At 48.5% G+C, this 14,580-nt stretch carries 11 protein-coding genes; 7 read left to right on the top strand and 4 right to left on the bottom strand.

Annotated features, from left to right (window positions below):
• Window positions 1-168 precede the first annotated feature (168 nt).
• From WC980_03045 to WC980_03060, 4 genes are all read right to left on the bottom strand, one after another.
• Window positions 169-2,451, bottom strand: coding sequence for a spermine synthase (locus WC980_03045; protein MFA5794030.1), 2,283 nt, complete (start codon window positions 2,449-2,451; stop codon window positions 169-171).
• Window positions 2,452-2,471: 20 nt separating this feature from the next.
• A complete protein-coding gene (lpxK, locus tag WC980_03050) occupies window positions 2,472-3,581 on the bottom strand; it encodes a tetraacyldisaccharide 4'-kinase (GenBank protein MFA5794031.1) in 1,110 nt (369 codons plus the stop codon).
• A 176-nt stretch (window positions 3,582-3,757) separates the two neighbouring features.
• On the bottom strand, window positions 3,758-4,450 hold the full coding sequence (locus tag WC980_03055; GenBank protein MFA5794032.1) for a hypothetical protein: 693 nt from the start codon (window positions 4,448-4,450) through the stop codon (window positions 3,758-3,760).
• Window positions 4,451-4,903: 453 nt separating this feature from the next.
• Window positions 4,904-5,872: a DUF2950 family protein gene (locus WC980_03060; GenBank protein ID MFA5794033.1), complete on the bottom strand. Its 969-nt coding sequence runs from the start codon at window positions 5,870-5,872 to the stop codon at window positions 4,904-4,906.
• Window positions 5,873-6,185: 313 nt separating this feature from the next.
• Here WC980_03060 and WC980_03065 point away from each other — a divergent pair, with 313 nt between their 5' ends.
• The 7 genes from WC980_03065 (at window position 6,186) to rny (ending at window position 14,578) form a co-directional block, all read left to right on the top strand.
• Window positions 6,186-6,668, top strand: coding sequence for a 3-hydroxyacyl-ACP dehydratase FabZ family protein (locus WC980_03065; GenBank protein ID MFA5794034.1), 483 nt, complete (start codon window positions 6,186-6,188; stop codon window positions 6,666-6,668).
• A gap of 49 nt (window positions 6,669-6,717) precedes the next feature.
• Window positions 6,718-7,767 (top strand): DUF362 domain-containing protein, encoded by a 1,050-nt coding sequence (locus WC980_03070; protein ID MFA5794035.1) that lies wholly within the window; start codon window positions 6,718-6,720, stop codon window positions 7,765-7,767.
• An 18-nt stretch (window positions 7,768-7,785) separates the two neighbouring features.
• A complete protein-coding gene (gene eno, locus WC980_03075) occupies window positions 7,786-9,087 on the top strand; it encodes a phosphopyruvate hydratase (protein ID MFA5794036.1) in 1,302 nt (433 codons plus the stop codon).
• On the top strand, window positions 9,084-9,674 hold the full coding sequence (gene scpB / locus WC980_03080) for an SMC-Scp complex subunit ScpB (protein ID MFA5794037.1): 591 nt from the start codon (window positions 9,084-9,086) through the stop codon (window positions 9,672-9,674). The genes eno and scpB overlap by 4 nt, the downstream gene beginning before the upstream one ends.
• Before the next feature lie 6 nt (window positions 9,675-9,680).
• Entirely contained in the window at window positions 9,681-11,429 is a 1,749-nt protein-coding gene (locus WC980_03085) for a SurA N-terminal domain-containing protein (GenBank protein ID MFA5794038.1), read from the top strand.
• 101 nt (window positions 11,430-11,530) lie between these two features.
• Window positions 11,531-12,658 (top strand): SH3 domain-containing protein, encoded by a 1,128-nt coding sequence (locus WC980_03090; protein ID MFA5794039.1) that lies wholly within the window; start codon window positions 11,531-11,533, stop codon window positions 12,656-12,658.
• 369 nt (window positions 12,659-13,027) lie between these two features.
• Window positions 13,028-14,578, top strand: a complete 1,551-nt coding sequence (gene rny / locus WC980_03095; GenBank protein ID MFA5794040.1) for a ribonuclease Y — start codon at window positions 13,028-13,030, stop codon at window positions 14,576-14,578.
• The last annotated feature ends 2 nt before the right edge of the window (window positions 14,579-14,580 follow it).

The raw sequence follows: 14,580 nt of genomic DNA on the forward strand, positions 1-14,580 counted from the left end.
CCTCAAATACCTTAAAATTAGCGGTTTCCGGGCTGTTTATGGATACAACCGACTGACCTGGTTCGAATCGGTCCTAAAGCAGTTACCGGGGTGTAATAAAGGCGGTCTTCTGTTACAAAAAAGTAATGATATTTACCCTTAAAATCAGCTGTATTTAGCCAATGTGGATTAAGCCCTGTCCCTGGCTGAAATGAGCACGATTATACTGCCAACCTTGATAACAACTATGACCATAATCGTATTTATAAACCCGATAACCGGCAAGAGCACTACTCCACCGACCATACCGCCCAACCAGCCGCCCAGCAGGTCAGCCCCGTAAAGCAACCCGGCCGCACCTGAGGAATTACCCTCTTTGGCCCGGCCCGAATACAGCCGTATTGCCAGCGGGAATTCGGCACCAATAACTATGCCAACCATCCCGGCACACAATAGGAAAATTGCCTGCCCTGCTACGCCGTTTTGCACATCCTGTAACCTCGGGAGCACTATACTAAATATAATTAACATTATTTCTATAATAATCATTGCTTGAAAATGCCATTTTATCTTATCCATATAAAAGGTCATAACAAATCCACCCGCAGCGATACCAACCATAAAAGCCGTGACCATCAAGCCTATCTGATGAAAGACATACCCGAACACCACCTGGAAGGCGAATATCAACATCAGGTTTACGACCATCCCGGCAAACCCGGTGCTGACAAGAACGATGGGAATGGCCATACGGGATGCACCTTTTCTTGAACGCAACAGCAAAGATATCAAAATGGTTAATATCGCTATAATTAGAACTATAAAACTAAACGATATTTCCTCTACGTGCCGGAACCACTTCTGAAATTCCGGAGCGAACATGGCGTTCCAATATCCGATGCTGTAAATAACCGCGCTGGGCAAAAAATCTCTGTTTGAATTATAGGACACATTATTTATGTTATCCCTAAACCACCTCACCTTATTTTCATCCATTCTATACTCGATGTATCCTGGACTTATATATCCCAAATGAAGTTTTCGTTGTTCTAATCTTTTTATCAGCACCTCTGATGTAATACGGTTTTCCGAGCCTACCTCTGGTATCAAAAATAGGTTCATATTCCCGGGAATAACATAATAGAAATGTCTTTCGGCCTCAAATATTAATAAAACGCAACCATTAAGTTTTTTGAGTTCTTCACTAAGATATGACTCTGACCCGGGCAAAACAAACACCAACAGCCCACCGCTGTTAATTCGCTTGCGGGCCAGTTCAAAAAACTCCATTGTAAACAACCTGTTTATCTGCAAATCGGACGGATTGGAAACCCCGATGAATATCATATCATACTGCTGGCTGGTCTGCTGCAAGAACAGCCGGCCGTCTACATTATGTACGTGCACCTTGGGGTTATCCAGCTCCGACTGCGACAGCGGCGTCGGGTATTTCCTCAATAACTCGAAAAGCATAGGGTCTATCTCGGCGTAATCTATTCGCCGGACTGATGGATGCTTTAATATCTCGTTGATGACCCCGCCGGCCCCACCCGAGAGCACCAGTATATCTTTGGGCTCCGGATGCGCCAGCATCGGCAGGTGCACAAAATCCTCGACGTGCCCGACATCCGGCACCGGCGTGGTAATCGCCGGCAGGCCGTTGGAGAAAAATGTATATTGCCCCTCTTCCTTGGTCACCACCAGGTTGCCGTAATGCGAATTGCGGTAATCAACCACATTAAGCGGCTGCCACTGGCGCTTTATGGAATCCCAATGCATCCTGTCCGCGCCGGAACCGAATAATAAGATATTGCTTACCACAAAGGCACAAAGCACACAAAAACTAATTATTTTATATTCTTTATAGCCCCGCTCGACTGAACAGTCGTTCGGGCAGGCCTGTGGCAAACCTATAAGAATCAGTCCGCTAAACAGGTTCAGTGATGAGATAACAATGGCCGTCTGGAACGAATGCAGATAGGGCGTGAATAAATAGGTGAACGCCAACCCGCCCGCAATCGCGCCGATTGTCTCCAGGATATAGACATTTCCGACGTTACTATCCGGTTTTGCCAGGGAATATATCCGGCATCCAAAGGTGAACATCATCCCGTTCAATACGCTCACCGGCAGGAGTATCAGGAATGACCAATAAGTTATTTCCAGGAAGCCGAATCCCACTCCGGCCATAGCGCCGCTGAGTAACCGGATATCGCGAGCCAGGTAAACAGACAGAGGTAAAGCCAATGCAAACAAAAGCTGGGCAATGACATAAGCCGCGGTCTTGCGCTCCACTCGATTAATTATCCGGCCCAGCAGGTACGCCCCGACCGCGCCCAGAATCAGCCAATCAGCCAGGATAACCCCGATGGACAGCTCGTTGCCCATAAAAACTATGAGCAATTCCCGCAAGAGCAAGAGTTGAGCAACAATACCGCTGAACCCGATGAGTATTAAGGCGAAAGGCAACATACTATTGGGGCATTAGATAATTAGGATTTGTTTAGTATTTCGGATTTCGGATTCAGTGCTTTGCTCAATGCGTCTTCGCCGTCTATTATCTTCAATTCTATCCGCAGGTAATATATGGGCAGACCTACCCGATCAATGCCCGTTATTGCTTTGAGCCTCAATGCATCCTTCTGGGTGGTCACCAGCATCCGGGCATCGGCCTTCCGGGCCCGGTCAATAATATTATCTATGTCAGTCTGGCTATAGATATGATGGTCCGGAAAATAATCGAACCCGGCCAGCTCGGATAGTTCGTTCAGCGTGGCCCGGAACCGGCCCGGAGAACCGATGCCGCAAAAACCCCAGACTCGCTGTCCGGCCAATCCGTTGGACAGTTCAAACATCCTGGCCGAACCGCCCTTAACCAGGTTATCCATCTGGCCGGCCTGGCCGCTGATTGCCACCAGCTCCACCGGCTGATGCACGGTCTTGACAATGGGCTTATTATAGCGGCTAAGGAATTGCTCCAGCCGGTTCAGCATCTCCGGCACGACGAAGTTACAATGGGTCAGCACGAACATATCGGCCCGCTTCAGCTGGCCCAGCGGCTCGCGCAATATCCCAGCCGGCAGCAAACGCTTATGGCCGAAAGGATTGACGCTGTCAATCACCACGATATCCACATTACGTTTTATCCGCCAGTGCTGGAACCCGTCGTCCAGGATAATACTATTTATATTTTGCTCGGCGCAGAGTTTGCGTCCGGCGCTCAAACGGTCCGGCTGGGCAACACGCACCACGTTGGGAATGTCCGGCACCAACGCCTCGTCATCCGTTATTACATTAGTATCCTTTGCTTCTATCTTCCCGTATCCACGAGCCAGGATACCGACCCGCTTCCCGGATTGAGAAAGCAATTTAGCCAGGTATGCCACCAACGGAGTCTTACCCGTCCCGCCCACCGAGATATTGCCCACGCTGATGACCCGGCACGGCAGTTTGGCCGGCTTGGCTATGCCCAGCCAGTAGACCAACCGCCGGAGAGCTATGGCCAGACCATAAACCAGGCTCAGGAGAACGAAGAACCACCGGGCCAGGGCATACAGCCCGCCCCGTTCTTCTACCACCGCATTATACCACAGATACTTCATTCTTATAATCCATACATTGTTGCTTCCGACTTGTCAAAATAATCAAGTCCCATCCCGGATAAACACGAATCTACCGAATATCCCTAATAATTCAATTTCTTCTTTGTGTTAATTCGCTTTATTCGTTTTACCCGCCCCGTTAGAAGCAGAAGCTTCTAACGGGGTGAATGTTCTCTTTAGGCGATAACCGCGCCCTGGGCATTGCTCCAGGGCCCGCTGTTGTCCGGATTTGTCAGGTTGGCCCAGCGGAAGAAACCGTAGAAACGCTGGCCAACATTTTTCATACCGCACTTTATTATAAACCGCGCCTTCTTAGATACCTGCGTCCTTGGGCAATCCTCCCAGCTTTTCGGGGGCTTCTCGCCCACCGGGGAAAATATAAATCTGCATTCAACCCCGTCCGCATCGGGGTGGATACTCGGACGGTCCCGGTCGGTATCCCTGATACAGGTAGCCTCAATAGAACTGCCGCCCAATGGTCTTAAACCGACCATCGGGATACCGGAAATCTGCGGCCGAGGGGATGGCTCGGTATCCGGGACCGTCAGGCCCATACTGATTTTATTGGTCGGCGAGACCAGCGGATTAAACATCAGGTATGCCTTGGTAAATACCCGGATTTCTTTCTCGTAAAGCCTGCGCGACTCGCGGTGCGCCATTACATCCACGCTGGTCCGGGTATTTTTATCCTGCGATTTGTGGTAGCGCGGCTCATATTCGGCCCGGCGGGCCACCAGCGGATTAATCGCGCTGTCCGGAATGCCCCAGGCCGTCTTGTTGGCCTCGGCTTTTTTCACCAGATTAGATTGCAGGCTAAAGAAATCATCATCCCGGTTAGGTATCCAATCACTGCCTCTTTTTCTTGCCATAATAATCCTCTCTTAGAGTCTGTTAGGACTTTGAACACGAAGTGGTCAAAGGCCGTTATAGACTCTTAGACCCCGCCTAATGGTGGGGCTATTCATGTTAATACTCCGGTGTTTTAAACCAATATTTAGCCTAAAACCACTAAAATCAGTTAAATATGTGCTAAAAATCACTAATTTAACGTTATAACGGCACCGTTATAACTCATAACGTCAACGTTATAACTCGTAACTACACCGTTATAACTTGTAACGTCAACGTTACAACTCGTAACGTCAACGTTATAACTCGTAACGTCAACGTTATAACTCATAACGACACCGTTACGAGTTGTAATCTTATGCTTACGCGCAGGGCGTGTCAAGTAAAATGCGTTGTTTAGAATAGGCTAAATAGGGAGGTCTCAACCACACGAAAAGGGCAAAAGGGGAAGTGTCCCCTGCTCTCAGAAAGAATCATTCACATAAACGCCAACCAGCAGATACAGGGTCAGGAAGAGGGTAATATCTTAATTCAGGTGGTAATCCGGAATATGTTATATCAAAATCTACTTTTTTAGTATATATACTCCCTGTTTGATTTATAATAAATGCATTTCCACCTATTCTCTTTAGATTAGTTCCTGACGTCGGCATAATATATGGTTCCTGAAAAGCAATAATACCGTATTTTGTATTATTATAATATTTATTATCCAGCCAATAAGGGGAGTCATTTTCGTCTTTTTCCAAAGCCCTAAAATAATATCCATGATAAGGTACAGAAGTATCTTCTTCCTTATAAATATTGTGCTTGGGTAATGGGCTATAATCAGCACCGACTATTGATTTTGGAATTAGATTTATCGCCTTCCCATTATTTAATATTAATGCCAAACCAGCAATATCACCCACCCAATAGCCTAAATTGATACTAATATCAGACTTAAAGCTAGTTTCAGCTCTATGAATTCCCCTTAAAGCACTTATCACATCATGATAGTCATTCCACATAACCTGATAAAATTCTCCCCACCCATCAAGAATGTCCGTAATAATCCATTCTTCATTTTTAAGAACCAAGACAATGGTTTGCTTGCCAGACATACTAATTCTTTCTGGGCCATACAGAATAAAAACAAGTGCGCTGTTACCATCAATTTCCTCACCGATTACAACAATCTTTTCTTTACTAGGCCTTTCGTGTCCCTTTGACGCATCTTCTTTCAAGCGGGCCCACATTTCTTTTATTTCTTTTGAACCATTAGCAAAGTCAATATGCTTCTCAAAACCCTCTATTTTACGAGAACTAGAATCATAACAAAGATTAATAAACCTCTGTGCAATACCAGATGGAGAATTCCACTTACTCCACAAGTACCATCCGGTTGCCAACAAAAAAACTGGCAACATTACGAATATAATTAGTTTTTTTACATTTACCATAACGATTTATTATTACTTACATCCACACGCAAAGTCTAAATTCTAAAGCAGAACATACCTAATTCTTCACGGCAAGTCAATCATTTAAGTTCCGGATTCCAGAAAATTATTGACAGTTATTCAATCCTAGATATGGTATAAAGATTATATAGAAAGAAAAATCGAATACTTATTTACCACCCTACGGACCCTGACGGATCCTCAGGGCAAGAACCCGGAACGGGCGAAGACACGAAAGTAAGAAAGCACTAAATTTCTTATTTTTCCTTTTTCGCGCTTTCGTGGTAAAATTAATTCAGAAGAAAAGGTCTCTATGCCGTCGCCTTTGTTGTTCGATTTATCCAAGCTGGATACCCATAAAGTCATCATTGACAAGGAGGGCATCCGCAAGCTTATCCCGCACCGTTACGAGATGGAGCAGGCGGACGGGGTCTATTATTTCAGCAAGGAGGAACATATCCTGGTCGGGTTTAAGGACGTCAAGGCCGAGGAATTCTGGGTCCGGGGCCATATCCCGGGCCGGCCTTTGATGCCCGGAGTGCTGATGATAGAAGCGGCCGCGCAGTTATCCTCGATTTACGCCAAGCTGGCCGGCGGCAGCGAATTGGCTGATAAATTCATGGGCTTTGCCGGCGTTGACCAGGCCCGTTTCCGGGGCACGGTCGTGCCGGGCGACAAGCTTATCATCATCATCAACTGCACCGACCTGAAGGGCCGCCGGGCCTTGTTCCAAGCACAGGGTGCCGTCAACGGCAAAATGGTATTCGAAGCCAATATTATGGGAATGGTGGTATAACCTAATTATGAGTTATAAGTTATGAGTTATGAGTTATGAGTTATAAATTATGAGTAACAAATCTAAAATCAGTCGCAGGGATTTCATCAGAACCATCGGCATCGGTATCGGCGGGATATACCTGGCGCCCAAGCTGTTTATGCCCAAGGCATTCGCGGCCGGCAAGACCAAGGTGGTCATCATCCGCAATCCCAAGATGTTTGATGAAGATAATAAAGTCAACGAACAGGAAGTGAAACGGGCCGTCTATGAGGCGCTCAAGGTGCTGTCCGGCTCGGGCTCGGCCGAGGAACTGATTGATTCGGTCGTCCCCGACAAGACCAACACAATCGGGCTCAAGGTCAACGCCTATTTCGGCGAGGCTAATAACTCCACCAGGCCGGCCGTGGCCAACGCGCTGGCTGAACTGCTGGTTAAACGGAGCGTCAAGCCGGGCAATGTCATCATTTGGGACCGGGCCCAGGACGAACTGGAAAAGGCCGGGTATAAAATCAGCCTGACGCCTAACGAAATCAGGTGCATAGCCACGATGACCCACCGCAACCAAAGGTTCGCCAAACCGCTGGTCGGCTATGAGGAAAATACCACGCCGGTAGCCAAAGCGCAGGTGCGCCTGTCCAAAATCCTCGGGATGTGCGGCGTTCTGGTAAATATACCCGTGCTCAAGACATATAAATTCAAGGATAACACCGGCCTGGCCGGTTCGATAATGAATATGTACCAGGCCGTCGAAATCCCGGAAGCGGATATGCCGGTTTTCTATAACAACGAATGCAACCCCGGCGCAGCCGATATTTACAGCCTGCCGGCCATCAAGAACCGGGTTAAGCTGACCGTCTGCGACGCCATCTATCCGCTCTATAACGGCGGCCCGGGCGATGACAGCCGCTATCACTGGCGTTATAACGGCATCATTGCCGGACTTGACCCGGTAGCCGTTGACGCGGTCGGGCAGGAAATCACCCAGCAGAAACGCAACAGCGTAATGCCCAAGGAAACGCCATTGAAATCGGAATACCTCAATACCTGCGCCAATGCGACCTACAAACTTGGCGTAAGCGATTTAACTCAAATAGATAAAATAGAAAAAGAAATATAGAATATCGAAAGGAATTACATGTCAAAAATAGACTGCGTATTCGGACGTGAGATACTCGATTCGCGCGGCAACCCAACCGTGGAAGCCGATGTCCTGCTGGCCAGCGGGCTGATGGGCCGCGGCGCGGCTCCGTCCGGCGCGTCAACCGGCGAGCACGAGGCGCTGGAACTGCGCGACGGCGATGCCAAACGCTACCTGGGCAAGGGCGTGCTCAAGGCCGTGGATAATATCAACCGCCTCATCGCGCCGGCGCTCAAAGGCAAGGACGTACTCAAGCTGGAAGAGCTTGACAAGCTGATGATAAAGCTGGACGGCACGGAAACCAAGAGCAAGCTCGGCGCCAACGCCACCACAGCCGTGTCTATGGCCATTGCCCGGGCCGGGGCCGCCTACAAAAAACTGCCGCTTTACCAATACCTTGGCGATACGCAGGCCGTCACACTGCCGGTGCCGTTTATGAACATCATCAACGGCGGCGCCCACGCGGATAACAGCCTGGACATCCAGGAATTTATGATTGTGCCCAGAGGCGCCAAATCGTTCGCTCAGGCGCTCCGGATGGGCGCGGAAACTTTCCACAACCTCAAGAAGGTGCTCAAGGAAAAAGGTTACCAGACCGGCGTGGGTGACGAGGGCGGATTCGCGCCATCGCTCAAGAGCCACGAGGAGGCTTTCGAATGCATCATCAAGGCCATCGAAAAGGCCGGCTACAAGCCCAAGGACGATATCGCCCTGGCCATCGACTCCGCGGCCAGCGAGTTCTTCTCCGCCGAAGGCGGATCCGCCTCGGGCGGAGACGGAAAATATGTTTTCAAGAAGTCCAGCAAAGCGGCCTTGAATTCTGAACAAATTGTTGACTACTATAGCAAATTATGCCAAAGTTACCCGATTATTTCCATCGAGGACGGGATGGCTCAGGATGACTGGGCCGGCTGGAAACTTCTAACCGAGAAACTCGGCAAGAAAATCCAGATTGTGGGCGATGATGTTTTCGTCACCAACCCGGTCCGGCTGAAACGTGGCATCGAAGAAGGAGTGGCCAACTCGATATTGATTAAGGTCAACCAGATAGGCACGGTCAGCGAAACGCTCGAGACCATCCGCATCGCGGAACGAGCTAAGTATACCACGATGATATCGCATCGTTCGGGCGAGACCGAGGATACCTTTATCGCCGACCTGGCCGTGGCGACTAATTCGGGAATGATAAAAACCGGCTCGGCTTCACGGACCGACCGGGTGGCCAAGTATAACCAGTTGCTCAGGATTGAAGAGATGCTGGGCAAGAAAGCTAAATTCTTTACTTTTAAGTTAAAATGAGCGAAACCGAGAACATAAAGCTGATAATCGAGGCGCTGCTTTTCGCGTCCGATAAGCCGCTGGATATCAAGAAGCTGAAATATATCCTGGGCGGTAATGTCACCGATGAGCAGGTCAAACAAACGATTCAGGAGCTGAAGACCGAATACGAATCAACCCCACGCGCTTTTACCGTATTCGAGATAGCCAACGGATACCAACTGCGCACCAAGACGGATTACCAACCATACCTGGTAAAGCTCAAGGAAAGCCGCTCCGAAGGCGTTCTTTCCAACGCGGCGCTGGAAACCCTGTCCATCATCGCCTACAAACAGCCCATCGCCCGGGCCGAGATAGAAGCCATCCGGGGCGTCGATTCCAGCGCTATTGTCCGCGGGCTGATGGATAAGAAACTGGTCAAGATTTCAGGCCGAGCCGAGGAACTGGGCCGGCCGATATTATACGGAACGACTAATAACTTCCTGGAACTGTTGGGGCTGGGCTCTATCAAGGATTTGCCCAAGCCGATTGAATTAGCAGGTCGGACCGAAGAACCAAAAACCTCCGGCACCGACAAAAACCAAGTAAGGAGTGGTGAAAACCAGTAAAAAACTATGCTATCTTTAAAATCATTCAGAAAATACGAAAGATGGATACTGTTGGGCATCGTTCTCGTTACCGCGCTGGCCTTCGGCATAACCGGCACCATGCTGGACACCTGCAGTAACGGCAAACGCGATAACTTGGCCGGTGAAGTTTTCGGCAAGCCGGTGACCAAGGCAGAATTCAATAGTTACCGCGCCAGATGGGAAGCCTGGACCGACTGGCTGCTCATCAATTTTCAGAGATACCCATATTACATCGCCTATATGCCGCCTTACAATATGACTGATTTCGAGATGCTGAAAAGCAGCCGCGAAAAATACCTTGATGAGGTGGCCTGGAACGCTATCATCCTATCCCGGCTGGCCGAAAAGTCGGGCATCAGCGTCTCGGAAAATGAGGTCAGCGAATATATAAAATCATCACCCCGGCTGACGGACCAGAATAAGAATTTCAGCATAGATGAATACCGCTCGCTCCTGAACAACCTGAGAGTCCCGGCCAATGTCTTCGAGCAGACCGGCGCGGAGTTTTTAAAGATAGCCAAGTATTATAATTTTATGGCCAGCGCCGTGGCCGCCTCGACCGAAGACTCGTTCAAGGACTATATCAGCAAAAACGACGAGATAAAAATACGCTGGGCAACCTTCAAACCGGATGATTACCTGTCCAAAATCAAAACCGGTTCTCCAGAAGAAATCAGGGATTACTACGAAAAAAACCCCCCGAGATACGAGGTGCCTTTGAAAGTCCGGATGGAACATATCTTTGTGTCCGTTGACGGGCTTAAGAGCAAAATACCTGAACCGCCACAGCCGGAAATAGAGAAATATTTCAACGAGCATAAAGCGGTGGAATATAAGGACAAAACCCTGGAACAGGCCAAAGAAGAGGTGAAATCAGTCATCGTGTCCCGGAATGCCAACGACCTGGCGCTCGAATTAATCGGCAACGCCGAGAAAAAGATAGTCCAGCTGAGCGTCCAGGACAAACCGGTGTCACTGGAAAGCATCGCTTCTGAATTTGGGCTTAAGTACAGCCAAACCGGCTGGTTTGCCACAGACCGGACGACAGAATTAGAAAAAGAACTGGGCAATTCGCCTTTCTTAAGAAGGCAATTGGGCACTTTCCAGGAAAAGGATATCAGCGACAGCATCAAAACAGACAAGGGATACCTGATATTCAGGTTGACCGGCAAAAAGGATTCCTATCTGCCGAAACTAACAGCCCAGCTGGAAGAAAAGGTCTCCGCCGACCTGCGTAAGGAAAAGGCGGCCTCATCAGCTGAAGGCACCGCCAGAAGGCTTTTCCAGTCAATAATAACGAAAGTGGGAGAGGAAACCAACAAGGCCATCAGCCAGACCGGCACCGCCACACTGGAAAATTCGGCGGTTATCGGCATCAAAAAGAACGCCTTCGCCAACCTGACCGAAGGGGTGTTCGGCATAAAATCCAGCGATTTCATCAAGACCACCGGACCGCTTCAGCTGGAAAACCAAGCCAGCAGTAAATTCCTGGAAGATATTTTTAAATTACCGGAAGGCGGATTTGACGTCATCTCCGATAAATCAACGGACGGGAAGGACCAGGTCTATTATCTGGTCCAGGTAACCAGCCGCCGGCCGACAACGCCTTCCAGTTTCTATGCCAAGCAGAAAGAACTGACCAATAATGCGGCCATGGAAAAGCGCGAAAAGTTCATGAATGACTGGAAAGAACAGACAAAAAAGGAAGCTAAATTAGTTGCTTACAAGCGCTAAATATCTCTTGCATTGTTATTTAGCAATAATATAATGTATCATTAAAGATTTGACGATATAATCTTATATATTATAAACATCTAAAAGGAGGTATTTGTCGTATGAAGAAATACTTAGGTTATGGCTTGATAACATGCCTGGGCATAGCTTTTTCACTGCTATTTGGCCCGGCCTATATCCTCAAAGCCGCCGAAGAAACCGGCAAAGACGCTAAGGAAATAAAAGAAGCCTCGGCCCCGCAGGAAGTAGTCGAGGTTACAGCCAAGAAACTTAATATCAGGAGCGGCCCGGGCCTTAATAATCCTGATATTCATACTCTCGGCAAAGGCGATAAACTGGTAGTCCTCGAGGACAAAGAAGGCTGGATAAAGGTTCAGCTTCCGCCTAATGTCCCGTGCTGGATTCACAAAAAATACCTGGAAATCAAGGGCGAGGAAACCGGCCTTATCAGAGGTGATAAAGTCAGGGTCAGAAACCTGCCTGAGACCGGTGAGGATAATGTGGTCGGCTTTGTGACCGAAGGCATGTCGGTAAAGCTTATCACAAACAAAGGCGATTGGTATAAAATCACACCTCCGGAAACAATGACCGGATGGGTCAACAAGAAATATACCCACTACTGGGGAACATACGAACGATATGTAGAAGAAGCCAACGAGTTAGCCCGGAAAAACCAGGAAAAAGCCTCTATGAAGACCACCAACGAAGGCAGATTCCAGAAGGCTGAAGAACTTTACCTGGGGGAAATGAATAAAACTGACCTTCAACAGGATTTCCGCGAGGCGTTATCACTTTATCACCAGGTGGCTGAAAGCGCTCCGGAAAGCGAATTCGGCAAAAAGGCCAAGGACCGTATCCAGCAGATAGAGCCTCGGGAAAGGATACTCCAGGTTTACAGGGCCGAAATCGAAACCGGCGCCAAGAAAAAGAAGGATTTGGACGACAAGTATAACCAGCGCATCATATCGCTCCTGAAACCCCAGCAGACACAAACCATTTATGACGCCGAAGGCTGGGTGGATTCAGTGGGCAAACTTTACAAAAGACCGGCTTCGTTCAAGCTGACCAAAGGCGATGAAGACCTATTCTTCATCAAAGCACCGCCGACCGTAAATATGGATGATTATTACAAGAAGTATGTCGGCATCGTCGGCAAAGTAATCAAAATCGAAGGCTGGAACATGAAAGCTATCATTGTAGAGAAAATAGATATTCTCAACGAAAAATAATCAGAAAAGGAGGTGTTTCTTTTTCCACTCTGTTCTTTAAACGGAATAGAGATTAAAATAAATTCAAAACTAAAGCGGGAATCCCTCTTTTTGCGGAGTAACGGGGCAATTATTAAAAAGCAAGAAGAGAAGCGGCTGGCAAGACAAAATATGATTAAAACAAAATCAATCTATTTAACAGATAAATCTTTAATTACCGGGCGAAATTTCCGGATAAACATCTGTGCGGTAACTCTATATCATGGAGATTAAGCGTATTGAACATTTAGTTTATCGGTAATTCCTGAGTCCCGGTTGATATCATATACTTTGTCCTGCCTTTTTTGCCTGCTTCAGGGCTTCCCGATCTTATAAAATGAAAGGTTGTCTATGGAAAACTTAATAACCATTATTGTTGGTGTCTTAGGGCTTGGCGTCGGGGCCGTAGTAGTTTACTTTATCTCCTCTACCCAGAAAAAAAAGGTCAATAAAGTAGCCGACCAAATCATCGCCGAGGCCAAGGAGGAATCTGAACGCATAAAAAAGGCGGGCGCGCTGGCCTCTAAAGAAGAGGTTTACCGGCTCAAGGAGCAGCTTAACCACGATGCGCAGGAAGAGCGCAATGAACTTAAGGCTTTCGAACGAAGACTGCTCAAGCGCGAGGATGCCTTAGACCACAAAGTCGAGTCACTCCAGCGTCGGGAAAAATACATAGAAAATCTAGAGAAATCATCCGAACAAAAGCTAAGGGATATGGAGGCAAAAACAAAGGAACTTACGGATTTAATCAACGAGGAAAAGAAAACCCTTTACAACATCTCCGGCCTCAATAAAGAAGAAGCCACCAGAATTCTGCTCAGTAAAATGGAAAGCGAACTGCAGAGCGAGATAGTAGGCATGGTAAATAAATACCGCGCTAAAGCTCGCGAAACAACCGAAGGTGAAGCGAAGAAAGTCATCAGTCTGGCCATCCAGCGATGCGCCGCCGAACATACCGCACAGAACACCGTTTCCACGGTTGACCTGCCTAACGAAGATATGAAAGGCCGCATCATCGGACGCGAAGGCCGGAATATCCGGGCGTTCGAAAAAGCAGCCGGGGTCGACGTCATCGTGGATGACACGCCCGGCGTCCTGGTTATCTCGTCATTTGACAGCGTCAAACGTGAAATCGCCCGGCGCTCCATGGAAAAATTAATCATCGACGGCAGAATACATCCCGGCCGTATCGAAGAAATAGTCGAAGCCACCCGGAAAGAAGTCGAAGACGTCATCCAGCAAACAGGCAAGCAAACCTGCTATGACCTTAACATACTCAATATCAACCCCAAATTAGTCACCATGCTGGGCCGGCTCCGCTTCAGGACAAGCTACGGCCAGAACATCCTGCAACACTCGATTGAGGTGGCTTACCTAACTGAAACTATGGCATCCGAATTAAAACTTAATCCGGAATTAGCCCGGCGCTGCGGCCTGCTCCACGATATCGGCAAGGCCACCGACCAGGTCGAAGAAGGCACCCATCCGGGATTGGGCGCTGAACTGGCCCGGCGTTGCGAGGAAAGGCCCGAGATTGTCGACGCCATAGAAAAACACCACGATACCATGAACCCCGAATTTGTTTACACCGTGCTGGTAGCCGCGGCCGACGCTATTTCGGCGGCCCGACCCGGCGCCCGGCGCGAGACAGTCGATAAATATATCAAACGGCTTGAACGGCTGGAAGCTATTGCCACGGCTTACCAGGGCGTGGAAAACGCTTTCGCCATACAGGCCGGCAGGGAAATCCGCGTTATCGTCAACTCCGGACAGATTGATGACAGCCAGGCGACAATCATCAGCCGCAATATCGCAAATGATATCGAGAAAGAGCTGAAATACCCCGGCGAAATCAAGGTCACGGTCGTCCGCGAAACCAGAGCCATCGAATACGCCAGATAACT

The sequence above is a fragment of the Candidatus Brocadiia bacterium genome, assembly GCA_041658285.1.
Taxonomy (GTDB): Bacteria; Planctomycetota; MHYJ01; order JACQXL01; family JACQXL01; genus JBBAAP01.

Coding starts and splice junctions, on each gene's coding strand:
- WC980_03065 (MFA5794034.1), top strand. CDS start 6,186: ATGCCGTCGCCTTTGTTGTTCGATTTATCCAAGCTGGATACCCATAAA.
- WC980_03055 (MFA5794032.1), bottom strand. CDS start 4,450: ATGGCAAGAAAAAGAGGCAGTGATTGGATACCTAACCGGGATGATGAT.
- WC980_03090 (MFA5794039.1), top strand. CDS start 11,531: ATGAAGAAATACTTAGGTTATGGCTTGATAACATGCCTGGGCATAGCT.
- eno (MFA5794036.1), top strand. CDS start 7,786: ATGTCAAAAATAGACTGCGTATTCGGACGTGAGATACTCGATTCGCGC.
- scpB (MFA5794037.1), top strand. CDS start 9,084: ATGAGCGAAACCGAGAACATAAAGCTGATAATCGAGGCGCTGCTTTTC.
- rny (MFA5794040.1), top strand. CDS start 13,028: ATGGAAAACTTAATAACCATTATTGTTGGTGTCTTAGGGCTTGGCGTC.
- WC980_03045 (MFA5794030.1), bottom strand. CDS start 2,451: ATGTTGCCTTTCGCCTTAATACTCATCGGGTTCAGCGGTATTGTTGCT.
- WC980_03060 (MFA5794033.1), bottom strand. CDS start 5,872: ATGGTAAATGTAAAAAAACTAATTATATTCGTAATGTTGCCAGTTTTT.
- WC980_03070 (MFA5794035.1), top strand. CDS start 6,718: ATGAGTAACAAATCTAAAATCAGTCGCAGGGATTTCATCAGAACCATC.
- lpxK (MFA5794031.1), bottom strand. CDS start 3,581: ATGAAGTATCTGTGGTATAATGCGGTGGTAGAAGAACGGGGCGGGCTG.
- WC980_03085 (MFA5794038.1), top strand. CDS start 9,681: ATGCTATCTTTAAAATCATTCAGAAAATACGAAAGATGGATACTGTTG.